General features: G+C 52.7%; 20 protein-coding genes. 2 read left to right on the forward strand and 18 right to left on the reverse strand.

Features of this window, described 5'->3' with window-relative positions; genetic code table 11:
• Positions 1-427 precede the first annotated feature (427 nt).
• The 12 genes from nspC to ACRQV7_RS10550 all read right to left on the reverse strand — a co-directional run bounded on the left by nspC (position 428) and on the right by ACRQV7_RS10550 (position 11,423).
• Complete coding sequence (gene nspC, locus ACRQV7_RS10495) at positions 428-1,558, reverse strand: carboxynorspermidine decarboxylase (protein ID WP_444658081.1); 1,131 nt, start codon at positions 1,556-1,558, stop codon at positions 428-430.
• Positions 1,558-2,760, reverse strand: a complete 1,203-nt coding sequence (locus ACRQV7_RS10500) for a saccharopine dehydrogenase family protein (protein WP_444658082.1) — start codon at positions 2,758-2,760, stop codon at positions 1,558-1,560. Before ACRQV7_RS10500 ends, nspC begins: the two co-directional genes overlap by 1 nt.
• Complete coding sequence (gene speB / locus ACRQV7_RS10505) at positions 2,753-3,616, reverse strand: agmatinase (protein ID WP_444658083.1); 864 nt, start codon at positions 3,614-3,616, stop codon at positions 2,753-2,755. Before speB ends, ACRQV7_RS10500 begins: the two co-directional genes overlap by 8 nt.
• Positions 3,609-4,463, reverse strand: a complete 855-nt coding sequence (speE, locus tag ACRQV7_RS10510) for a polyamine aminopropyltransferase (RefSeq protein ID WP_444658084.1) — start codon at positions 4,461-4,463, stop codon at positions 3,609-3,611. Before speE ends, speB begins: the two co-directional genes overlap by 8 nt.
• Positions 4,463-5,911 carry an aminotransferase class I/II-fold pyridoxal phosphate-dependent enzyme gene (locus tag ACRQV7_RS10515; protein ID WP_444658085.1) on the reverse strand — a complete coding sequence of 483 codons (1,449 nt, stop codon included), beginning with the start codon at positions 5,909-5,911 and terminating at the stop codon, positions 4,463-4,465. The genes speE and ACRQV7_RS10515 overlap by 1 nt, the downstream gene beginning before the upstream one ends.
• Positions 5,908-6,690 carry an adenosylmethionine decarboxylase gene (speD, locus tag ACRQV7_RS10520; protein WP_444641278.1) on the reverse strand — a complete coding sequence of 261 codons (783 nt, stop codon included), beginning with the start codon at positions 6,688-6,690 and terminating at the stop codon, positions 5,908-5,910. Before speD ends, ACRQV7_RS10515 begins: the two co-directional genes overlap by 4 nt.
• 425 nt (positions 6,691-7,115) lie before the next feature.
• Positions 7,116-8,360 (reverse strand): MFS transporter, encoded by a 1,245-nt coding sequence (locus ACRQV7_RS10525; protein ID WP_444658086.1) that lies wholly within the window; start codon positions 8,358-8,360, stop codon positions 7,116-7,118.
• A 142-nt stretch (positions 8,361-8,502) separates the two neighbouring features.
• Entirely contained in the window at positions 8,503-8,871 is a 369-nt protein-coding gene (locus ACRQV7_RS10530; RefSeq protein ID WP_444658087.1) for a metal-dependent transcriptional regulator, read from the reverse strand.
• Between the two features lie 43 nt (positions 8,872-8,914).
• Complete coding sequence (locus ACRQV7_RS10535) at positions 8,915-9,412, reverse strand: MarR family winged helix-turn-helix transcriptional regulator (protein ID WP_275713805.1); 498 nt, start codon at positions 9,410-9,412, stop codon at positions 8,915-8,917.
• A gap of 420 nt (positions 9,413-9,832) precedes the next feature.
• Positions 9,833-10,090, reverse strand: a complete 258-nt coding sequence (locus ACRQV7_RS10540) for an HPr family phosphocarrier protein (protein ID WP_275713806.1) — start codon at positions 10,088-10,090, stop codon at positions 9,833-9,835.
• Positions 10,091-10,132: 42 nt separating this feature from the next.
• On the reverse strand, positions 10,133-10,957 hold the full coding sequence (locus ACRQV7_RS10545) for an HAD family hydrolase (protein ID WP_444658088.1): 825 nt from the start codon (positions 10,955-10,957) through the stop codon (positions 10,133-10,135).
• The gene (locus ACRQV7_RS10550) at positions 10,950-11,423 is read right to left on the reverse strand and encodes a PTS sugar transporter subunit IIA (RefSeq protein ID WP_275713808.1); all 474 of its coding nucleotides are present in this window, start codon (positions 11,421-11,423) and stop codon (positions 10,950-10,952) included. Before ACRQV7_RS10550 ends, ACRQV7_RS10545 begins: the two co-directional genes overlap by 8 nt.
• Before the next feature lie 226 nt (positions 11,424-11,649).
• Between ACRQV7_RS10550 and ACRQV7_RS10555 the strand changes: the two genes are divergently transcribed.
• The gene (locus ACRQV7_RS10555) at positions 11,650-12,492 is read left to right on the forward strand and encodes a MurR/RpiR family transcriptional regulator (protein ID WP_444658089.1); all 843 of its coding nucleotides are present in this window, start codon (positions 11,650-11,652) and stop codon (positions 12,490-12,492) included.
• 53 nt (positions 12,493-12,545) lie between these two features.
• Here ACRQV7_RS10555 and ACRQV7_RS10560 read toward each other — a convergent pair whose 3' ends face one another.
• From ACRQV7_RS10560 to ACRQV7_RS10575, 4 genes are all read right to left on the reverse strand, one after another.
• Positions 12,546-13,484 (reverse strand): type I phosphomannose isomerase catalytic subunit, encoded by a 939-nt coding sequence (locus ACRQV7_RS10560; RefSeq protein ID WP_444658090.1) that lies wholly within the window; start codon positions 13,482-13,484, stop codon positions 12,546-12,548.
• A gap of 3 nt (positions 13,485-13,487) precedes the next feature.
• Positions 13,488-14,063 (reverse strand): glucose-6-phosphate isomerase family protein, encoded by a 576-nt coding sequence (locus ACRQV7_RS10565; protein WP_444658091.1) that lies wholly within the window; start codon positions 14,061-14,063, stop codon positions 13,488-13,490.
• 25 nt (positions 14,064-14,088) lie between these two features.
• Positions 14,089-15,924, reverse strand: a complete 1,836-nt coding sequence (locus tag ACRQV7_RS10570; protein WP_444658092.1) for a class I mannose-6-phosphate isomerase — start codon at positions 15,922-15,924, stop codon at positions 14,089-14,091.
• 153 nt (positions 15,925-16,077) lie between these two features.
• Entirely contained in the window at positions 16,078-17,466 is a 1,389-nt protein-coding gene (locus ACRQV7_RS10575; RefSeq protein WP_275713813.1) for a PTS transporter subunit EIIC, read from the reverse strand.
• Between the two features lie 715 nt (positions 17,467-18,181).
• On the opposite strand from ACRQV7_RS10575, the gene ACRQV7_RS10580 reads away from it, so the two are divergent.
• The gene (locus tag ACRQV7_RS10580; RefSeq protein ID WP_444658093.1) at positions 18,182-19,549 is read left to right on the forward strand and encodes a hypothetical protein; all 1,368 of its coding nucleotides are present in this window, start codon (positions 18,182-18,184) and stop codon (positions 19,547-19,549) included.
• 196 nt (positions 19,550-19,745) lie between these two features.
• On the opposite strand, the gene ACRQV7_RS10585 is transcribed toward ACRQV7_RS10580, so the two are convergent.
• A complete protein-coding gene (locus ACRQV7_RS10585; protein WP_275713815.1) occupies positions 19,746-20,360 on the reverse strand; it encodes a class I SAM-dependent methyltransferase in 615 nt (204 codons plus the stop codon).
• Positions 20,361-20,363: 3 nt separating this feature from the next.
• Positions 20,364-20,891: an ECF transporter S component gene (locus ACRQV7_RS10590; RefSeq protein WP_444658094.1), complete on the reverse strand. Its 528-nt coding sequence runs from the start codon at positions 20,889-20,891 to the stop codon at positions 20,364-20,366.
• Positions 20,892-21,013 lie beyond the last annotated feature (122 nt).

The following is a 21,013-nucleotide window of genomic DNA, read 5'->3' on the forward strand; positions in this document are numbered from 1 at the left end:
CTCTTCTTCATCTGCACTTCTGACCTTGTTTTGGTATTCAATAATATATGCTATCTTTGAATCCATGTATCTTTGAAATTCGGACAAGCGAAAATATGTATTGGGGTTAAATTTCGTCATGATAGTTTCACTTTGTAGCGCTGTCTGTATAGACGTAACTTTTAGAGAATCATCAGGGCGTGAAATAAGAAACTCTGTATCACTTGATCGAAAAGCTATCTATGCATCAAGGTTTTGCTTTACAGAATTAACGTCTATATAGCAAACTCTGCAAAAATCTATCGCACGGTCAATTTCAGTATTCAAAGGATCCGCAGATGCGGGCCCTTTTTTCTATGGCGAAGCGATCGGTAAGCAGAAACAGCCGGTGCGAGCCGGGAGAATCCAGTCCGCCTTCGGGGCGGCCCGGATTGCAGACAAAGCGTTATTAAGACAACCTGTTTTTGAAATCGGCGTACCCGAAGCTCCTGATCACCGTCAGTTCGCCGTTTTGCCTGCGCAGTGCGATGGATGGCAGGCAAGTCCCGTTAAAGGTGTTGTTTTTTACCATCGAATAGATCGCCATGTCGCAAAAGGCAAGGCGGTCTCCCGGCTTTAAGGGTTGGTCGAAGGAGTAATCTCCAATGACGTCTCCCGCCAGACAGGTAGCCCCCGCAAGACGGTAGGTGTATGCTTTTTCGCCGGCTTTTCCGCTTCCGCAGAGGGGCGGACGATAGGGCATCTCGATCACATCGGGCATATGGCACGCCGCCGAAGCATCCAGCAGGGCTGTTTCGACGCCGTTTTTTACAATATCAAGCACACTGGTTACCAGAAAGCCCGCGTTCAGCGCCACCGCTTCCCCCGGCTCAAGATAAACTTCGGCGCCGTATTTTTTCTGAAAGCGCCGGATACAGGCAATCAGCGCGTCCCGGTCATAATCCGGGCGGGTAATGTGGTGCCCGCCCCCGAAATTCACCCATTTCATCCGCGGCAAAAACGCCCCGAACTTGTCTTCTACCGCCGCCAGTGTTTTGATTAACGCATCGCTGTTTTGCTCGCACAGAGTGTGAAAATGCAGTCCCTCGATCCCCTCAAGCAGGTCGGGGCGGAAGTTTCGGATTGTTACCCCCAACCTCGAACCGGCCGCACAAGGGTCGTAGATACCGTGCTCCTGCGTAGAATGCTCCGGATTGATCCGGATTCCAAAACTTTTGCCGGAAGCAAGCGACTTGCGCTTATACTTTTCCCACTGATGAAAAGAATTGAAGGTAATGTGGTCGCAGATTTTCAATATCTCATCAAAATCATTTTCAAGATAAGCGGCCGAAAAAATATGCGTTTCGCCCCCCATTTCTTCGTGTCCCAGTTTTGCTTCAAAAAGCCCGCTCGCAGTGGTTCCGTCAAGATATTGCCCAATCAGCGGATAGACCGCAAACATCGAGAAGGCTTTTTGCGCCAGCAGGATTTTGCAGCCGGCCCGCCGGGCGGTGTCGCGGAGGATTTCCAGATTTTTTATGAGAAGCTCCTCATCCACCACATAGCAAGGGGTGGGGAGCGCAAAGATACGGGGATCCATCATTCCACCAGGACGGGGGCAAAGTCCTCGATCCAGGGCAGCCCCCATTGATTGAGTGCGTCCATGAACGGATCGGGGTCAAATTCCTCCATATTCCAGACCCCCGGTTTGTTCCATGTGCCGTTCATTACCAGCATAGCGCCGATCATGGCGGGCACGCCGGTGGTATACGAAATCGCCTGGGAGCCCACCTCACGGTAGCATTCCTGATGGTCGCAGATATTGTAGAGACAGTAGGTTTTATCCCTGCCGTCCTTTTTCCCCTGAAAGATGCAGCCGATGTTCGTCTTGCCGACCGTGCGCGGGCCAAGTGAGGCGGGGTCGGGCAGGACCGCCTTTAAAAATTGCAGGGGTACAATTTCGCGCCCCTCGTACAGAATCGGCTTGATGGAGGTCATACCCACGTTTTCCAAGCACTTCAGGTGGGTCAGATAACTTTCGCCAAAAGTCATGAAAAAACGGATGCGGCGGATACCGGGGATGTTGAGGGCAAGGCTTTCGATTTCCTCATGGTGCAGCAGATACATATCCTTGGGCCCTACTCCTGCAAAGTCGTACCGGCGCCTGATCTCCATCGGTTCGGTTTCCACCCAGCCCCCGTCCTCCCAGTAACTGCCCTTGGCGGATACCTCACGGATGTTGATTTCGGGGTTAAAGTTGGTGGCAAAGGGATAACCGTGGTCCCCGCCGTTGCAGTCGAGGATATCGATCTCATTGATTTCATCGAATTGGTGCTTGAGCGCATAGGCCGAGAACACGCCGGTTACGCCGGGGTCAAAGCCGCTGCCCAGCAGCGCGCAGATCCCCGCCTCGCGAAAGCGCTCACGGTAATCCCACTGCCACTTGTACTCAAATTTAGCGGTATCCGGCGGTTCGTAGTTGGCGGTATCGATGTAGTGCGTTTTGGTGGCAAGGCACGCCTCCATAATGCTTAAATCCTGATAAGGCAGGGCCAGATTCAAAACGACGTCGGGCTGAAAGTCCCGGATCAGCGCAACAAGCTCGTCCACCTTGTCAGCATCTACCCGCGCGGTATGGATTTTGGTTTTGGTACTGCCCTGCAGCGAATTCTTCAGAGCGTCGCATTTCGATTTGGTGCGGCTGACAATCATAATTTCTTCAAAGGCATCGCTGTTCTGGCAGCACTTGTGGATGGCAACGCCCGCCACGCCTCCGCAGCCGATGATCATACATTTACCCATTTTCCATTTCTCCTTTTAGCTGTAATAGCAATTCTCTGACGATTTTACAGGCGGCTGCCGTGGAGGCCCCGCTGTGGTCGTAGTGGGGGGAAAGCTCATTCACATCACAGCCCACAACGTTCAGCCGGTGCAGCTGCAGGACGGCATCCAACAGCTCCTGGAAACCGACCCCGCCCGGTTCGGGAGTGCCCGTGCCGCAAAACACAGAGGGGTCCAGCACATCCAAATCCAGCGAGAAGTAGACGGGTTTTCCCGCCAGACTGGGAAGAAACGACTCGAAATCGCGCAGGTTGAACGGATGAAGGTCGGTATGGGCTCCTGCAAATTCAAATTCGTACCGCTCTCCGCTGCGGATGCCGAACTGGTGGATCCTGCCGTCCCCCATCAGCTTCCATATCTGCCGCATGACCGTGGCGTGCGAAAGCTCCTCGCCCAGATAATCGCTGCGCAGGTCAGTATGCGCGTCAAAGTGGATGACATGCAGCCCGGGATAACGCTCCAGCACCGCCCGCACCGCACCAAGGGTAATCAAGTGTTCGCCGCCCAGCATAACGGGCAGCTTGCCGTCCGCCAGCACCCGCGCGGTATACTCCTGTGTCAGCGCGAGCATCCGCCGGGGATTGCCGAAGGGCAGCTCCAAATCGCCGCCGTCAAAGATACGGCAGTCGGCAAGGTCACGGCCGCAGTACGGCGAGTAGGTTTCAAGCCCAAAGCTTTCGCCGCGGATTGCAGCGGGGCCAAAGCGGGCGCCGGGGCGAAAGGAGGCCGTACCGTCAAACGGCACGCCAAAGAGCGCGATATCCGCCTCGTCATACTGTGCTTCGCAGGATAAAAAGCATTGCAGATTCCTATTCATTTTCGCTCAATGCCTCCTCGATATAATTTGCCAGATAAAACGAGCCCCTGTGCAGATTGGTATTGTAGTAACGTGTCGGAATGCCCAAGGCATTCCAGCGTGCCGCATCCAGATCTTTCAGCGGGTGCGGCCCCTTGGAGGCGAAGCCGAACAGCCACTGCCCCGAGGGATAGGTGGGGATATGCGCCTGATAGACACGCGCCAGCGGAAAAACCGAAACGATCCGCTTATGCGCCGCTTTCATGGCTTTGGCATCCTCGCTATAGAAGGGGCTTTCGTGCTGGTTGACCATGATCCCGTTCCGGCGCAGCGCTTTCAGGCAGTTGCCGTAAAACTCTTTGGTAAAAAGCACTTCGCCCGGTCCTGAGGGGTCGGTGGAATCGACGATGATCAGGTCGTATTCCTCCTCCGCCGAACGGACAAAGCGCAGACCGTCGTTAAAATGCAGCCGGACCTTTGGGTTATCAAACCCGCAGGCGGTCCGGGGCAGATACTGTTTGCAGACGGCCACCACGCGCTGATCAATCTCTACCACGTCGATCCGCTCAATGTCGGGATATTTACCGAGCTCTCTGGCCGCGCCGCCGTCTCCCCCGCCGATCAGCAGCACCCGTTTGGTATCCGGCCCGACCGCCATCGGAACGTGAGTAATCATCTCGTGGTAGATAAACTCGTCCCGCTCGGTGAGCATCAGCACGCCGTCCAGCGTCAAAAAGCGCCCGAACTCGGGGGAGTCATACACGGCGATTTTCTGATAATCGCTTTGCTCGCTGTGTAACTGCGCGTTTACCCTGATCGAAAAGCGCACGTTGGGCGTATCATATTCGCTGTACCATAAATCGTCCATCACCCTTCTCCTTTCAGCACGTTCAGGCAGCTTGCATCCATGCTTTCGGGCCCCGTAAGCAAACAGCCCTTTGCTTTTGCATACCGGATGTATGCAATGATTTCCCCGGTAACACGCTCACCCGGGCCAAGGATCGGGATCCCCGGCGGATAGCACATCACAAATTCGGCACATATCCTGCCCGCGCACTGTGCGAGCGGCAGGCTCTGCTTATCGCCGTAAAAGGCCGCCTGCGGGGAGAGCACCACATCGGGGCTGATATATTCGCTCTCGGGCATCTCTCTGACAGGGCGCTTGTAAAGCCGCCGGATTTCGCCCAGGGCACTGATGAGCCGTTCAATATGCTTGTTTTTATCCCCCAGTGAAATGTAGGCAAGGATATTTCCCAAATCGCCGAATTCCACCTGAATGTCATATTCCTCGCGCAGAATATCGTAGACCTCAATGCCCGCCAAACCCAGAGCACGGGTGTTGACCGAAAGTTTGGTGACGTCAAAATCAAAAACGCTGTCGCCGTTGCACAGTTCCCTGCCGTAGGCGTAATAATCGCCCAGCTTGTTGATTTCCTCCCGGGCATACCCGGAAAAACGCTTGACCTTTTCAAACAGCTCTTCCCCGCGCAGAGCGAGGTTGCGGCGGGAAATGTCCAGGCTGGAAAGCAGCAGGTAAGACGCGCTGGTGGTTTGGGTCAGATTGATCATCTGCCGCACATAGTGGGCGTTCACATGCTCCCCGCACAGCAGGATCGAGCTTTGCGTAAGCGAGCCGCCCGATTTATGCATGCTGACGGCCGCCATATCCGCGCCCGCCGCCATAGCGGATACCGGCATATCCTTCCCAAAATAAAAGTGCGTGCCGTGGGCTTCGTCCACCAGTACTTTCATTCCCTGCGCGTGGGCCAGCCGGGCGATTTGCTTTAAATCAGAGCAGATGCCGTAGTAAGTGGGATTGTTGACTAAAATTGCTTTCGCTTCGGGATGCTCCGCGATCGCCTGTTTGACATCGGCGACCGATATGCCCAGTGCGATACCGATTTTTTTGTCGGTTTGGGGATTGATATAAACCGGCACCGCGCCGCAGAGCACCAGGGCGTTGATCGCGCTCTGGTGCACATTGCGCGGCAGGATAATCCGCTCGCCCGCCTTCACGTGGGAAAGAATCATCGCCTGCACCGAAGAGGTCGTACCGCCCACCATAAAAAAAGCGTGCGCCGCGCCAAAGGCCTGTGCGGCCAATACCTCGGCTTCTTTGAGCACCCCCGTGGGGTGGCACAGGTTGTCCAGAGGCTTCATCGAATTGACATCGACGGAAAGGCAGCGTTCGCCCAAAAACTCGGTCAGCTCCCGGTTGCCCTTGCCCCGCTTATGCCCCGGAACGTCAAAGGGTACAAGGCCGCCGTCCCTCACGCGCTCCAGCGCTTCATAAAGGGGAGCCTGATTTTGTTTCATTGGGCTCCACCCTCCTGATAAATGTTTTCGCCGCTGAAAATCTCGATCATCTCCTGCCGCAGCGCCTGTGTAATGTCCAAACGCAGCTTTGGCGGGATCTCATAAACATCGGAATTAAAAAGGTAGTTCTGCAGAACGATATCTTTGATCAGCATTTTGGTGTGGTAGATATTTGCCTGATAAACGTTGATGTCAATGGCATCATATTTTTTCAGCGTTTCCGGCGTAATGAAATTTTGGATCGAGCTGATTTTCTGGTCGGTAAACAGCTTTTTTCCTTCCACGTCGCGGGTAAAGCCGCGTACGCGGTAATCCATGGTGATGATATCCGAGTCAAAGCTGTTGATGAGAAATTCAAGAGTGGAAAGCGGCGTAATCTCCCCGCAGGTGGCTACGTCAATATCCACCCGAAAGGTTGCAATCGAGGTCCCGGGATGATATTCGGGATAGGTGTGTACGCTGACATGGCTTTTATCCAGATGCGCCACCACTGTTTCGCCGCTGAGGTTTTGCACCATGCTTTCTTCGGCGATTAAAAGGGTGACCGACGCTCCCTGCGGTTCGTAGTCCTGCTTTGAAATATTCAGCACCGTCGCGCCGATCATTTCCGTCAGGTGGGTAAGGATCGCGGTCAGACGCTCCGAGTTGTACTGCTCGTTGATGTATTTGATATAGTCCTGCTGCTCGCGGGGAGTCTTGGCATAACAAATATCATAAATATTGAAACAGAGCGATTTTGTCAGATTATTAAAACCGTACAGGCTTAGCTTATCTGCCATGATAATTCCTCCAAAGATAAAAAATAAGTGCGCCACAGTATACTGTGACACACCTATAAAATCAATTCAATATAAACAGCACCGCACGGAACACCACGACTTTTTACATGGATATGCCGTAAGGAAAGATTGCTTTCGTGCTGATGTTTCAGAGTCTATATAGCAAAGAACTTACTTTTACTACTCTTATTGACCGTTTTACAAGTGTGTACCATAGTACACTTCGGGCGAATGAACCCAACAGGCAATTAAGTTGCCAGCTTATAAAAGTTGCGCTTTTAACGCAATCAATAATGCGGATCGCTCCGCGGCGGCAGTCGACCGGGCTGTCCGTAGGCCCTGAACCTCTAAAAAATAGAAGCGGTCAGTAAATTCTCGTCCCATATAGACGACCGTGTTTAGATTATCATGTTATTCGTCTAATGTCAATTATATTTTTTATTGCGGCTTTCATCCGGCCTTTTTTGAAGAACGAGCAAGGCGCTGACGCATGTCAGCAGCAGCATTGCGATCCCGGAAACAAAAAACCACAACGAGACTCCCCGCTTTTCGGCAATTGGGCCCGCTATGAGCAGCCCCAAAGGCATAGTCGATGAACTGAGGCTGCTGATCAGGGAAAAGGCGCGCCCCATTTTGTCCGGGGCGATGGTCTCCTGCATATAGGCGATATAAGGGATGTTATACAGGTTGGTGCCGGCCCCGATCAGCGCGCACAATGCCGCGAACACCCAGAACCAGAACATCTCCGCAGGCAACAGGCCGCACAGTAACGAGGATATTCCCATGACAAAAAGCCCCAGATGGATGACCGGGAACTTATTTTTGATGATACCAAACCTTCCCAACAATACAGCGCAGAGCATCATCCCCCCCGCGTAAGCAAAGTTGACCATGCTGGCGTGCCAGGCGTCGGAGCGGAAATAGCCGCTGGTCATGAGCGGATAATAGGTGGAGAGGGGCGCGTAAAACACCAGAATAAAGAAGGTAGCCGCCGTTACGATACACAGCTTCCTGTCCCGGCAGATTGTCGTCGCGCCTTCCTTCATTTCATGGAAAAAGCGCGGTTTCTGCTTTGCCCCGCGTTCCGGATCCGGTATTTTAACAAATAATACCGTGGCGCTGGCTACGAGAGCCCCCGCCAGATCGGACAGCAATATGACCCAAAGAGGCAGGGCGGCATACATGGCCGCGCCCAATACGGGACCCAGCAGAAAAGCCCCCGACTGCAGGAACTGGCTCCAGCCGTTGGCGCGCACCAGTTCCTCCTGCGGCACCAGCATGGGTACTGCGGCCTGAACAGCCGGACTTTGAAACACGTTGCCCACCGCCCGGATCCCCAGTACCGCGCAGACCGACCAGTAAGGCGGATTGCCATACAGGAAAAAGAAGGCGAAAACAAGGGCTGCCAATCCAGTGAAAAGGTCCGCCGCTATCATGACGGTTTTTCGATGAAGGCGGTCGATCCAAACGCCCGCAAAGGGACCGAGAAGAAACTGCGGCAAAAAAGCGAACATGCCGGCGACCGACATCATGATCGGCGATGCCGTTTCCGTGGCCAGCCACCAGATCAGGGAAAACTGCACGGCGGCGCTGCCGATGAGCGATACCGTCTGCCCCGCGGCAATGGTGAGGAAATCCCGTTTCCACTTATTCTGTTGATTTTTCTTCATAGGCACCCCAGTATGATCGTTGAAATACTTCGTCCATGGATAAACGACCATTATGTTTTGAATTGATTATACCATGTTTCCACTCTGAAGTGTCGATCGCCGCCGCAAAAATGCGGCGGAATTTCAACCCGGTTCGGCGTATTCATATCAGTGCCGCCATTTGATTCAATGTCACATCCTGGATTGTATGCTCAAGGATGCAGGCCTCGCTTACCGCCAGAGCTTCGCTGAGGTTCAGTACATTCATTAAAAAGCGCTTGATTGTGTCAAACTTGGCGAGCAGTTTTTGCGCTGTTGCAATTCCCTGATCGGTCAGCCGTATGGGACCGAATTTCTCGTGTTCCACAAATCCTTTTTCCGACAGCTCCGCAACCGCCCTGTTTGCACTCGGTTTCGACACAGACATCCTTTCGGCAACATCGATGAGCCGGACGGAACTGTCTACCTTGTGCAGGAGGTATATCGTTTTAAGGTAATTCTCAAGCGAAGGGGTTATCGCATTATTGTCCATTCTCTAACCTCCTTACAGGATTCGGGTGGTATACGCCGTCCTCTTAGCTGTGCCGATTCCAGAAACCATCGTGCCCAAAATGCCCGGATCCGAACTCCTGTTCATTGTCGCCGCGCCAATCGTCTATAATGCGCTCCAGATATTCCCCCAGCTTCGTCTGCTCTTCTTCCGAGAGACAGTCGAATAATGTTTCAAACCCAAGCTGCCTATCGTCCTGAATTTCAGCGTTTCTCCCTTTCTCGGTCAAACGGATAATCATGACCCTCTTGTCATCCTCCGACGGCGTACGCGTGATGTACCCTTTCTGCTCCAGTTTTTTCAGCAGGTCCCCCAAAGACTGGGGACGCATATCCATTAAGTCCGAAAGCTCTTTCTGCGTGATTTCCGGCTTCATTTTCAGCAATTTCAACACCCGTCCCTGACCGCGGTATGGATTCCCCGTCAGGCCGAAAGCCATATGGTTGTGGTGGTGATGCCGGATGAGCAGCCATTGGATTTGCATAAACTGCTCCACCAACCTGCTGTATTTGCTCTCGCTCATCGTTTTTCCTCCTTAGATCGGGCCGTCCGAATTTTATTAAGCTACCTTCATATATTATAAAGGTAGCTTAATAATTTGTCAACAGTTTTTATCTACAGCAATTCCATTTTAGTTTGCGAGACAAAACGCGTTTCTCCCCCGCCTTCGGCGGGGGAGAAACGCAAACTTATTGCAGAATCAACTGGAAATGCTGTAGCTATCTGAATGTACCGTTGGATTTTTCTTTTGCAAAGTGGACAGGTCTGGACACTGAATCTTTTTTACGAAGTTCATAAAGTACAAACAGCAGACACGGAAAACCTGTCTGCTGTTTATGCTCTTCCCCACCGGTAAAAATCCGGAAATCTACTGCTCGGACGTCAGCCGGGCCATGGATTCCCAAACGGGCCGAACGGCATGATCGTGTAAAATGCCGTAAAATCACAGATTCTTTTCGCAAAAATCACGGAGCTGTCTGCTCTCGGTTTCTTCGCCCTCGCCTTCAATCTGAAAGACGACTCCGTCGCCCTTTTTTACCCCGAGATTCATGATCGCGAAAAGCCGTTTGGCGTCCGCCGATTTGCCGTCCGCCGTCATAGTGATTTTGGACACACATTTTTTCGCCGCCTGCGCCAGCAGGCCCGCCGGCCGTGCGTGCAGCCCTTCCTCTGCGGTTACGATATATTCAAACGTTTTCATTTCCTTTTCCTCCTTGATGATTTCCCAGCCGTCCCCGCCCCGCTATCGTAGCAGCTCCGGCGCGAAATGGCGCACGATATCCGTAATCGGCGCATGATTGTTGTCGGTTCCGCGATAGGCTATGTAGGGTTCCGCTTCCGGGGACACATTCGCGGGCGCCGCGGCAAAGCCCGCCGCGCGAAACATGGAAATGTCATTGCTGCTGTCTCCGATTACCAGGGTTTTTTCCAGCGGAAAACGGAGTCTCTGCGCGGCCTTCTTCAGGCCCGGCCCTTTGCCGCAGTCCGGAGGTTCCATTTCCACGCAGCAGGGACTGTGGTAAAGCTCCAGAGTAAGGTCGCCGAATTCCCCTCGCAGTCTGTCCATCTGCTCCGGTAAAAGGGTCGGAATCGACGCCTTTACCACAGGTTCCTCCGGCATGCCTTTCCATTCTTCATAAGACCGGATACCGGAGCGGATAAAAAAATTTTTATGCATTTCCACCGACCGGCCGTCCGCTGAAAGCCTGGGGTCACGCCGGCAGAAATACGGGCTGGCCGAAGTGTAGTAATTGAAATACAGCCCTTCACGCCTGCAAAAGCGATCCAGCCGCTCCAGCTGCCCGGCTGTGAACTGATCCAGGACTTCTCCGGCATCCCGGGAAGGGTCGTACAGCAGGGTTCCGTTGCAGGCGACGACTGCGTCCATCGGCCCAAGCCGCGGCAGATAGAAACGGAACAGGTCGGGATGGCGGCCTGTCGCGATCAGCGTTCGTACGCCGTGTTCCCGAAGCTTGGACAGCGTCTTCAGGTCGTCTGGATGGACATAGCCGCGGTCGTTCAGAAGAGTGCCGTCCAGATCGGTAATAACGGCGCGGAGATCAGTCATCGGCGGCCTCTGCGGATTCGCAGGAAATAATCTCCGACTGCGCTGCGGTCACTTCTCCCAGCCGGATTCTTGGATTTGTAAATCCGGCCAGATTGGTGATAATACAAGGGGAAATCATTCGGAAATTGTTTGATTTGAAAAGCTTGAGATCCATTTTCATAATCCGGTCGCCCCTGCTGACGCGGCTGCCGTCTTCCACATAGCAGGTGAATCCCTTTCCGTTCAGTTTCACCGTGTCTATCCCCAGATGGACCAGCAGCTCGATTCCGTTGTCTCCGGTGATGCATATGGCGTGCAGGGTCCTGGCAATATTGGAGATCACGCCGTCGAACGGCGCCAGCACGAACGGCGATTCGGGGTAAACGGCGACGCCGTCTCCCAGCACTTTCCCGGAAAAAACTTCGTCCGGGACCTCGGTAACAGGGACAGCGCGGCCGGTGATCGGCGAATATACTTTCCTTTCCATGGCTTCTGTTTCCTTTCTTGCGATAAAATTGTCTTCGGCTTCCGCTTTCCTACAAAGCGGCTGCTAATCATCCTGCGGAAACCTGTTTCCACAGGCAGCGCGGACCATATTTTTGAAAATAGGTCCGTCAGAGAACAATTCCCATGTATACACCCGGCAAAAAACATGTTACAATAATAATGGTCCAGCTGTCCAATTATTCAAAGACCAGTCGGAGGTTTCCCTTATGAACTGCCTGACTCGAATCAGTCAATATTACAATTCGTTTACCAAAGCGGAGCGCAGAATTGCGGATTATATTACACAGAATTCTGAGCAGACCGTAAAGCTGAGTATCTACGGCCTGGCCAGCGCGGCCGGGGTGGCCCCTTCCACCGTAACGCGTTTTGTCCACAATCTGGAATACAAATCCTTTAACGAAATGCGCATAGAGCTGGTACGCAACGTGGATGTGAAAACCGTAAACGATTTCAATGAGATTCTTCAGTGGGGCAATAACAAAGACGATCTTAACCAGCATTTTCTTCACAATATCACCAGCGTGTGTCAGGAAGCGCTGAACATCAACCGTCTTGAAAAATTCAGGGAGGCCGTGTCCATCATCCACCGCGCCAAACTGGTGTACTTTTTCGGTATCGGGGCGTCTTCCCTGATCGTACAGGATTTGCAGCAGAAGCTGATGAAGATGCATAAGTGCTGTATCTACAACATCGACGGAAACTTCGGCACCCAGAACGCCATCATGGCCGGTCCCGACGACGTTGTCGTAGCCGTCTCCTACAGCGGAATCACGCGCGAGGTAAATCTGGCCGTCCAGCGGGCGAAGGAAAACGGATGCAAAGTCATCGCTATTACCCGGTACGGCCACACGACTCTTTCCGAACTCGCCGACATCTGCCTTTCCGTTCCGAACGTGGAGCAGGTGACGAAAGTGGCGGCCATTTTTTCACGGTACGCGCAGTTGTTTATTGTGGACATCCTGTTTCTGAATTTTGTGAACGAGAGCGGAGAGGACCCGGCGAAAATGCTTACGGATTACCGTTCGCTGCTGCTGAGGCTGAAAGAGTAGTCCTGTTTGCGGAGAATACGGCCGGCCCCGAACGGAGCCGGCCTTTACTATTCTCAGAACGGGTGCCAGCAGCAAAGGATTCTGCAGTTCCCTTTTACTTTGCAGGGCTTCCGGTCCGCCGGAAGAAGAACGGTGTGGGTATGGTTCATCTGATACCGCCCTTCGGCGGTTTCCACGACGGCGTTCCCTTCCACGGCGGTAAGCGACAGGCAGACGCCGTTGTTTTCCGGCTGCCATTCGTCCGCGATATCCACGATATCCACGCAGAAGCAAGGGTGGCGGATCGCTTCCCGCACGCGGGCGGCTGCTGCCGGTCTGCTTCCCGGTTCGAAGTGCCGCACCTCAGGCAGCAGGGACGGGTCAAGCACGTCAAACCCCTTTTCCAGATGCAGCTCTCTGCCGCGCCCATAGTCGTACAGGCGGTAGGTGATGCCGCCAAAGCTGCCCGCTTCCAGCGCCAGCATGTTTTTGCCGCAGGCGTGCAGCATCCCGGCGGGAATCATGACGAAGTCTCCCTTTTTCACCGGCACTTTGCGGATATACTGCTCGACGGTGCCGTCGGCGGCGGCTTTGCGCAGCTGCTCTTTGTCCGTTATCGTCGTTCCGGCCACCACATAGGCGCCTTCGTCGCAGTCCAGAACATACCATGATTCCGACTTTTCATAATCGTTTTCCACGCGGCGCGCATACTCTTCAGCGGGATGGACCTGAATGGAAAGATCCTCCCGTGCGTCAATGTAGGCCACACGCACCAGCTGGTCGGCGGGGTCCCCGCCCAGCAGCTCCCCGTGCCGGAGGCCGATCAGCTCGTGAAGGGTCTTGCCCGCATATTCGCCGCTGAGGATTTTGCTTGTCGTGTTCCGGTAGGCGCTCACCTCCCGGCAGATTCCATACTGCTGCCCTTCGGGCGGCGTGATGCCCCGAATATCTGTCAGACGGCTGCCGCCCCAGATGCTGGCGCAGTAACCGGGAATGGGAAGAATCGGTTCCATTTTTCAGCCCTCCCCGACCCACCGGATTTCTCCGTTGCGCTTATAGCAGCGGAAAGGAAACGGCTTCTGTTCAATGACGGCGTGGTCCTGCTTGGTGGCGGGCAGGCTGCAGGCGGCCACGGCCAGGACGCTTTCGCCGGAATTAATGATGCGGTGGGCGTACTTGCCGCTGATGTAGTGCAGCGAGCCCGGAAAAACCTTTTCCGCGTAAAACTCGTCCGCGCCGTCCCAGAACAGCAGAAAGCCTTCGCCCTGCAGGCCGTAGTAATATTCGTCGCAGTCGCGGTCAATGTGAAAATGCCCGTGCGTCATGCTGCATTCCCCGTCGACGCAGTAAGCTTCCAGATAAGTAACGCCCCACTGCAGATTACCCTTGACGTAGTCGGTGCGGTGGAAATTCTGATTCGCGACGCGGTAGGCAAGCCGGTCGCCGAACGCCACCAGGGCATCCTCATTTTTGTAAATGCCCTTCAGCTCGCTGATTTTTTTCTGGCGCCAGACAACGTTCTGGCCGGAAAGCCCGCAGTCTTCCCACCATTTCTGTATTCCCTTCGGTTCGCGGATAAAGTCTTCTCTCATGATTTTGCGTTCCTTTCTGAATTCTTCAGTCATCGGTTCTGAGCATGGTCTTGTGGACAACGGCCGGCTGATAGCCCATATTTTCAATCACATAATCGGTGATGGACGCCGGGACCACAACGATATCCAGGAATTTCTGCCTGTAGCAGAACGCCGGATTGGATTTGGAATAGACCTTCACTTCCTCGCCGTCCACCAGAGTGAGAACGGTAAACTGGCCGTTGTTGGAGAATTCCGCCTTTTTTTCAAGATAAAGCTGCTTGGTCTGATAATACATCAAATCGGTTTTTCCTACAATATATTGTTTCCACCCGTCGCCTTCCCCGTCGGGGATCGGCTCGATGGCGATGTTTTTGCGTACCCAGTCCGCGGTGCGTTCGGTACGAAGCACCTTCTCGCCCATCGCGCTGTGGATCGGGCGGAGGCTGCCTTCGGCATCGCGCCGGTTGTAATCGTACATTTTATAGGTATAGGAACCGATGGTGAGCGAACCGAGCTCCAGAATCAGCTGGTTGCGGCCGGAGGCGTGGATGGTTCCGCCGGGGATCATGACCTGACGGCCGGGAACGGAATCGATGTGGCTGACATATTTGGCATAGTCCAGGTCGCTGCCGTCCTTTTCGGACTGTTTCGCCAGCGCGACAAATTCGGCGGGGTCGGCCCCTTCGTTGAAGCCGAGGTATGTTTTCGCCCCGTGGCCGGTGGCAACGACGTAGTAGGCCTCGTCCTGGCTGCCTTTTTCATTATAATATTCTTTACAGACCGATTCGTAAGGATGCACCTGAACGGACATGTTGCCGTTGCTGTGGTAGGTATCGTCGTAATTAAACCGGATGGGGAAATAGCCGCCGAACCGTTCGGTGCATTTTTCGCCCATGATCGGCAGGGGGCATTTCTGGATGAAGGTAAAGAACGGGAACTCGACTTCGCGGCCGTCCGCGTCGACTACGATGCTGACCTCCATCGGGATCATGTCGAATACCCAGGCGATATTTTTGTATTCGGAAGGCAGCCGTCTGACCTTGCGGATAAATTCGCCGCCCCAGATGCCCTCGAGATAGACGGGCTTGGTACGGAACGGATAGCGGGCAAGGCTCGTCAGGATCGTTTCGAGGTCCTGACCGCTCATCAGCACAAAATCCTCGTCATGGTCGCCGCAGATGTAAAAATCGATTTCATTCTGCGTCAGCAGACGTTTGCGGTTTTTCAGGATAATTTCAAAATCCACGAAATAATTGCGGCGCATCAGTTCCGCAAACGGCCTTGGGGTTTTGTCCCCAACGTTGATCAGCTTCCCCTCGCGTGCCCGGACGGCGGCGGTTTTCGGGGTTACATCAATATAGACCTTCAGGTCCGTCAGAGCCGAAAAGGTCTCTGATGTACTGCCGTACCCGGTAAAAATCATCAGCGTTTTCTCGGGAAGATTCCGCATTTCCTCCAGCAGTTTTTCTGCCTTTCCCCTGTCGATGAAATCGGAGAAGCTTCCCTCGTACAGTTTGCCGAACAGCAGAACGGGGTCTTCCCCGTAATTCAGGGGAAGGCACTCCGCCACCATGGCGTCCAGTTCCTCGACCGGTTTGTAAACCTCGTCCATGGTGCGCAGGACCACCCGGCAGCCGCGCTGCCGTACGGCCTGTGACAGCGCACCCGAAAGGTCGCTGAATTTGGCGGAGGCGTAACCGTCCACAGCCACGACACACCCCGATTTTCCGCTTTCCAGCAGGGAAACGGCCTTTTCAGCAATACACTTCGCGGACTGCACGGTACCGAAAACAATATCCTCCCGGACGGATGCCGGGATGTCGGGACGGTTGATTGCGGTGTGGTCATCATAGGCCAGGGGTTTGAACATAAAACTCATGTTTGCAAAATCCTTTCTAAATTCAATTCAATATTATATCAGGTTGTTGACTGTAACTTCAGTGGCTTGCCGGGAAAGCCCGCTGCCGGAAAAGAGAGTCTCCCGAAGGCTCCCGTTCCGGCATTGGGCCACAAAATATTTTCAGTTCCGGCTTTACAGATCTCCGCCGAATGCGTCAAGCGCCTCTTTTTTCGCGCCGACAGACCAGGTAAACAGGAAGCCTCCGGCGATGGAAAGAGCATAGGCGGCCAGGTACGCCAATGGATTGGTGTTGACAAGAACGCCGAGGATGCCGGAAACGCTGACGGTAACGGCGCCCGAGTGGGGGAAGAATCCGAGGAGAGCCCCGCCCAGAGCGGCGCCGGCGCAGGCCGTAAAGAATACGCGGCCCAGCGGAAGGCTGACGCCGAAAATCAGCGGTTCACCGATACCGAGGATGCCGGCGGGAAGACCGCCCTTTACGGCAGTCCGCAGACTTTTGTTCTTCCGGTATTTAAAGAACAGGGCAATGGCCGCGCCCACCTGTCCGCCGCCTGCCATGGAGTCGAAGGCGTAAATAGGTGTGTAGCCAAGCTGCTGGATCAGGGAAAGATGGATGGGAGTAAGGCCCTGATGCATACCCGTCATAACCAGCGGCAGGAACGTGAAGGCAATCACCGCGCCGCCAAGCGGTCCCGCGTTGTTTACCAGCCACAGCAGCACATTGGTGATGCCGGTTGTCAGAACGCCGCATACCGGCTGGATGATGAACAGCGTGGCAAGACCGACGACCAGAATCGCCCCGAGAGAAGGCAGGTGGATTTTCAGGGAATCCGGGCAGTGATCCTTGATCCATTTTTCCACAACGGCAATCAAAGCGCCGGCCGCGAGCGCCGCAAGCGTACCGCCCTTGCCGTTGGTAAAGGTAAGGCCGAAAAAGCCCATCGAAACGCCCGCAAGATTCCCTACGTTTGTGACGATGCCGCCGGCGATCAGGCCGAGATACGGATTGCCGCCCATGACTTTTGCCGCCTGGCAGCCAACCGCAATGTTCAGATACGTAAAGAACGTGGAGCACAGAACCGTCAGCGCCGCCATGAACACGGAGCCGCCGTCCGCGACCGCGGCCGGGTTAAAGGCAGCCGTACCCGTAAGGGTAAACACAAGCACGAAAATCTGCCTGATACCGTAAAGCAGACCGGCTCCGGCGAAGATCGAAACGAGCGGTACGAATACGTTGGAGAAAAATTCAAAAATGCCTTTTGACTTTTTCTTGTGCATCAGTGCTCCGTCCTGTTTCGCTTCCGAATAATTCAGCCCGTCCGTCTGCTTCAGCTCTGTACAGATTTTGTCCGCCATGCCCGGACCGAGAATGACCTGAGGCTCTTCGGGCGTCCCGACGACCCCCATCACTCCCTTGATCTTCAACAGAGCATCCTTTTTCACTTTGTCGGCGTCCCGAACCTGTACCCTCAGTCTGGTCATACAGTTTTCCAGTTCTGCGATGTTTGCCGCTCCTCCAAGACATTCCAGAATTTCCTGTGCTAAGGTCTTTGCTTCCATATGTTTTCCTCCCTACAACTATGTAATTGAAAATCGGATCGGGAACCGCCCTTCGTATCTATTATAACATCTATGAAACAGAATTCCATTATGAATTGAAACAAAATTTTATTTTGTCCATTGGTCGTTTTCCACAGATTTCAGTTTTAAATAAATCAAATTTCTAAAATCAATCCTGTAAAATCAGTTTTCACGGGATACATTTATGAAACTTTATTTTATATTTGGATTTTTTATTTCTTCGCCACTCGGTATTTTCCGCCTGAATTCGAACATAGTTCCATCTATGCACATTTCTTTTTTCCGGGCCATCGGGTGCTGTACCCGGAAGTTTATCCCCTCCCCCGCCCATACCTTCCGGACAGGAAGGCAACGGATTTATTTTGTTGAATTCGTACAGCATATAAAATAGAATTTTGTTTTATATATTAGTGAAATTTTATTCTATCCATGCTATAATAGCTTTGAAAATTGGTTAAAAGTCTGCCTTTCAAATCATCACGTTCAAGCACTGGTATCCGGTTCCTATTCCATATCGAAAACGCATAGGCCGGCTGAATTTTTACTATTCTATACTATTTACAGCAATTCCATCTCAGTTTGCGGGACAAAACACGTTCCTCCCCCGCCTTCGGCGGGGGAGGAACGCAACCTTGTTGCAGAATCAACGGGAAATGCTGTAATAAAATCAAATTTTATGTAAAAGGAGAAAAATATGGAAATCAAGGTGGACGCAACCAGAGTCATGAGAGAGTGGCCGCACGTCGAAAAGTACCATAACACCACGTTAAGGTACACCCCGGATAAACGTTTTCCGGAGGCAATGGAGGCGTATATCGGACGGCCGGAGATCATTCGCCTGTTCGTTACATTGGATGAGGTATGGGACTATCGGGATAATACCTATCACTGGGATTATCTGATTGGGGAAAACCGCTATCAGGACGACCCGAATCATTATCACTACGACTGGCCTCTGACCGTCCCTTCCCCTCTTGGAGTTCATGCTGAAGAATATCTGACGTCTCACGCGGTCTGTGCGGACACGGTCCTTTTAAACATCCGCAGATATGAGCGGGAGGTGACCGACGGCCTTGTTTCGTTTGATCAATACGAGGAGGTATTTAAGAAAGTAGTCGAGCACTATAAAGCCCTGTGTCCGAATATCGTCTATATTGAGTGCTGTAACGAAGTTGAAATCCCAAATTTCGGCGAACTGACCATGCCGGAGTTTTATAATCTGTACAAGAGAGCCTATCAGGCGATTGAGGAACTGAATGCAGAACACTCCTATGAGACACCGCTGCTGGTCGGCGGTTTCGGGATGTCCGCGGGGATTACAAACTGGAAATACTGGGACGAATTTTTAGAGATCCTTGCAAAGGATAAGGACCGTAAAATCGACTTTTATTCCATGCATGAATATCATACCAATCCCGGAAGGATTCTTCAATTCTATGTCCGTCATGAAGCGAAGATCAAAGAACTGAACCTGCCCGATCTGCCGCTTCTGATGACGGAATATGGATTAAGAACCGGAGTGGGCGACGCGGGAAGACCGAATAACCTTCAAAATGCCAGCGGAGAGATCGCCGGAATGATTTTAGGCTCCTATTGCAAAAATCTCAAGATGTTCCCATGGTGCTCCTTCCACAATCCGAATCAGCAGCTTGGGCGCACGATGTTTGTCCTGAATGATCAGAATCAGTATGTTCCGACCCCGAGCGGACACGTGATGAAAATGCTCCATATGCTTGGAGACAGGGAACTTCTGATTGAAGGTTACGTTAATGACAACTGCGTAGCAACCTTGGATCGTCAGGGGGCTGTCCGGATTTTGACCGCCAATCCCGGAGCACAGATCAATGACTATGACCTGGAGATTTTCGGTCTGAAGGAAGGAACATATCAGCTGACTGAGTATTATGTTGACGAACAGCATAATAACTGGATCAGCGATCACTCGTTAACCGGCCTGTCCGTTACCGGGAGCAAAAGCGTCGTAGTGAAGGACCGGCTGAAAGAAAGCATACGGATGATGAACGATTCTTTCTGCCTCTTTACGATTGAGAAACAGCCCTGATCGTCCTTCGGTCCTGAAGATGAAATGCACCCTAAAGCCCGGCATATTTTGTCGTCTGACTTGAGGGTGCATTTTTATTGGCCGGGAGTTTTCGCAGTACAGTGAAACAGAGCCAAAGCACACACGCGATTGTGGTGCGCTTTGGCTCTGTTTTCGTGAAATATCCGATAAGTGCAGCCGGAAGTCCGTGCATGCCCTACTCCTTCGGATCTGATCTTTTTGTGCCGGAAATGAGGTAAATTTCCGGGGTGTCGATTAACATATCCACATGAAAATAACGGAGAAATGCTTCGGCTTCTTCTTTTGCAGGACGCAAAGGCCACGAAATCCGGCTCACTGTATCACCCGAATGACAATGATTGATGGAGCTTCTCCCCTCGCTGTGAGCAATGACGAATCTTCCGTCCAGCCTCAACATACCTGCCAGATGCTCCGCAAGCTTTGGTTTATCGGGAAAATGGGGATAAGCGCTGAATATCAGGGCTGTGTCAAAGCCGGTCTCATGTACGTCAAACAAGTCCGAGGCAAGCAGCCGCAAACGGGAATCAGCAAATTTGCTTCGCGCCCTGGATATCATCTCGTCCGACAAGTCGATACCCAAGACAGAAGCAGGGTTGCGTAAAAGGATTTCGGGGAACAATACGCCGGTCCCGCAGGCGATATCCACCACCCGCGACCCGGCCTTTATTCCCGACAAGGTGACGATCGACGCAATTTTTTCTTTGTTGAACGTACAATGAGTGTCCCAATTTTCTGCGCATCCGTCAAAGAACTGTTTTATTTCGTTTCGTTGATTTAAATATTCGCCCATCTTTTACGCTCTTTCCCTTTGTATCATTTTAGCCTTCTCCAAAGCCAGGATAAAAATCGGAATCAGAATCATTTGGATAATCATTCCCGGCAGTGCCACCACAAAGGAAGCTGAAAGGAATGCGGCAAAGCCGTAAGCCTTGCCTGCCATGTTCATAAACACAGCATTTGCCAGACCGGATACAATCCGTCCGCCAAGCATTGCGCAAATAAGCGCGGGGTAGACATTCCAGCGGAGCTTTTGATAAAAGAATCCGGTCAGTGCGCCGTAAGCGCAAAGCTCAAGCATCATGGCCGCAGCCGTCGGGAAAATGGGGGGCATTCCAGTCAGAACAGAAGAGAAAAGCGGTACAATGAATCCGCATACCGCTCCATACGGCCACCCGAAAATGAATCCGCAAAGTAAAACAGGAATATGCATCGGTAAAAAGGTCGGTCCGGCGCCGATCATATGGAAAAAGGTGGGAAGCAGAATTCCAAGCGCGATACAGAGCGCGGTTCCGGTCAGATTTACTGTCGTTGCTTTTTTCATGATAGTCTCCTTAACAAGTTATCATTGGAGCAAACAAATCTTTACTATCCTCCTAAATAAAAATACCATGAAAAGAGCCGTTTCGTACGGCATCCCTTCATGGTTTTGTGCTAATAAATATA

Origin of the sequence: Caproiciproducens lactatisolvens (assembly GCF_052443335.1) — a bacterium.
Taxonomy (GTDB): Bacteria; Bacillota; Clostridia; order Oscillospirales; family Acutalibacteraceae; genus Caproiciproducens.

What these genes read in the sequence shown, in the direction of transcription:
- nspC (WP_444658081.1), bottom strand. Translation starts at nt 1,558, where the DNA reads ATGGATCCCCGTATCTTTGCGCTCCCCACCCCTTGCTATGTGGTGGAT.
- ACRQV7_RS10555 (WP_444658089.1), top strand. Translation starts at nt 11,650, where the DNA reads ATGAACTGCCTGACTCGAATCAGTCAATATTACAATTCGTTTACCAAA.
- ACRQV7_RS10540 (WP_275713806.1), bottom strand. Translation starts at nt 10,090, where the DNA reads ATGAAAACGTTTGAATATATCGTAACCGCAGAGGAAGGGCTGCACGCA.
- ACRQV7_RS10570 (WP_444658092.1), bottom strand. Translation starts at nt 15,924, where the DNA reads ATGAGTTTTATGTTCAAACCCCTGGCCTATGATGACCACACCGCAATC.
- ACRQV7_RS10550 (WP_275713808.1), bottom strand. Translation starts at nt 11,423, where the DNA reads ATGGAAAGGAAAGTATATTCGCCGATCACCGGCCGCGCTGTCCCTGTT.
- ACRQV7_RS10575 (WP_275713813.1), bottom strand. Translation starts at nt 17,466, where the DNA reads ATGGAAGCAAAGACCTTAGCACAGGAAATTCTGGAATGTCTTGGAGGA.
- ACRQV7_RS10580 (WP_444658093.1), top strand. Translation starts at nt 18,182, where the DNA reads ATGGAAATCAAGGTGGACGCAACCAGAGTCATGAGAGAGTGGCCGCAC.
- speE (WP_444658084.1), bottom strand. Translation starts at nt 4,463, where the DNA reads ATGGACGATTTATGGTACAGCGAATATGATACGCCCAACGTGCGCTTT.
- ACRQV7_RS10515 (WP_444658085.1), bottom strand. Translation starts at nt 5,911, where the DNA reads ATGAAACAAAATCAGGCTCCCCTTTATGAAGCGCTGGAGCGCGTGAGG.
- ACRQV7_RS10535 (WP_275713805.1), bottom strand. Translation starts at nt 9,412, where the DNA reads ATGAGCGAGAGCAAATACAGCAGGTTGGTGGAGCAGTTTATGCAAATC.
- speD (WP_444641278.1), bottom strand. Translation starts at nt 6,690, where the DNA reads ATGGCAGATAAGCTAAGCCTGTACGGTTTTAATAATCTGACAAAATCG.
- ACRQV7_RS10585 (WP_275713815.1), bottom strand. Translation starts at nt 20,360, where the DNA reads ATGGGCGAATATTTAAATCAACGAAACGAAATAAAACAGTTCTTTGAC.
- ACRQV7_RS10590 (WP_444658094.1), bottom strand. Translation starts at nt 20,891, where the DNA reads ATGAAAAAAGCAACGACAGTAAATCTGACCGGAACCGCGCTCTGTATC.
- ACRQV7_RS10545 (WP_444658088.1), bottom strand. Translation starts at nt 10,957, where the DNA reads ATGACTGATCTCCGCGCCGTTATTACCGATCTGGACGGCACTCTTCTG.
- ACRQV7_RS10525 (WP_444658086.1), bottom strand. Translation starts at nt 8,360, where the DNA reads ATGAAGAAAAATCAACAGAATAAGTGGAAACGGGATTTCCTCACCATT.
- speB (WP_444658083.1), bottom strand. Translation starts at nt 3,616, where the DNA reads ATGAATAGGAATCTGCAATGCTTTTTATCCTGCGAAGCACAGTATGAC.
- ACRQV7_RS10530 (WP_444658087.1), bottom strand. Translation starts at nt 8,871, where the DNA reads ATGGACAATAATGCGATAACCCCTTCGCTTGAGAATTACCTTAAAACG.
- ACRQV7_RS10560 (WP_444658090.1), bottom strand. Translation starts at nt 13,484, where the DNA reads ATGGAACCGATTCTTCCCATTCCCGGTTACTGCGCCAGCATCTGGGGC.
- ACRQV7_RS10565 (WP_444658091.1), bottom strand. Translation starts at nt 14,063, where the DNA reads ATGAGAGAAGACTTTATCCGCGAACCGAAGGGAATACAGAAATGGTGG.
- ACRQV7_RS10500 (WP_444658082.1), bottom strand. Translation starts at nt 2,760, where the DNA reads ATGGGTAAATGTATGATCATCGGCTGCGGAGGCGTGGCGGGCGTTGCC.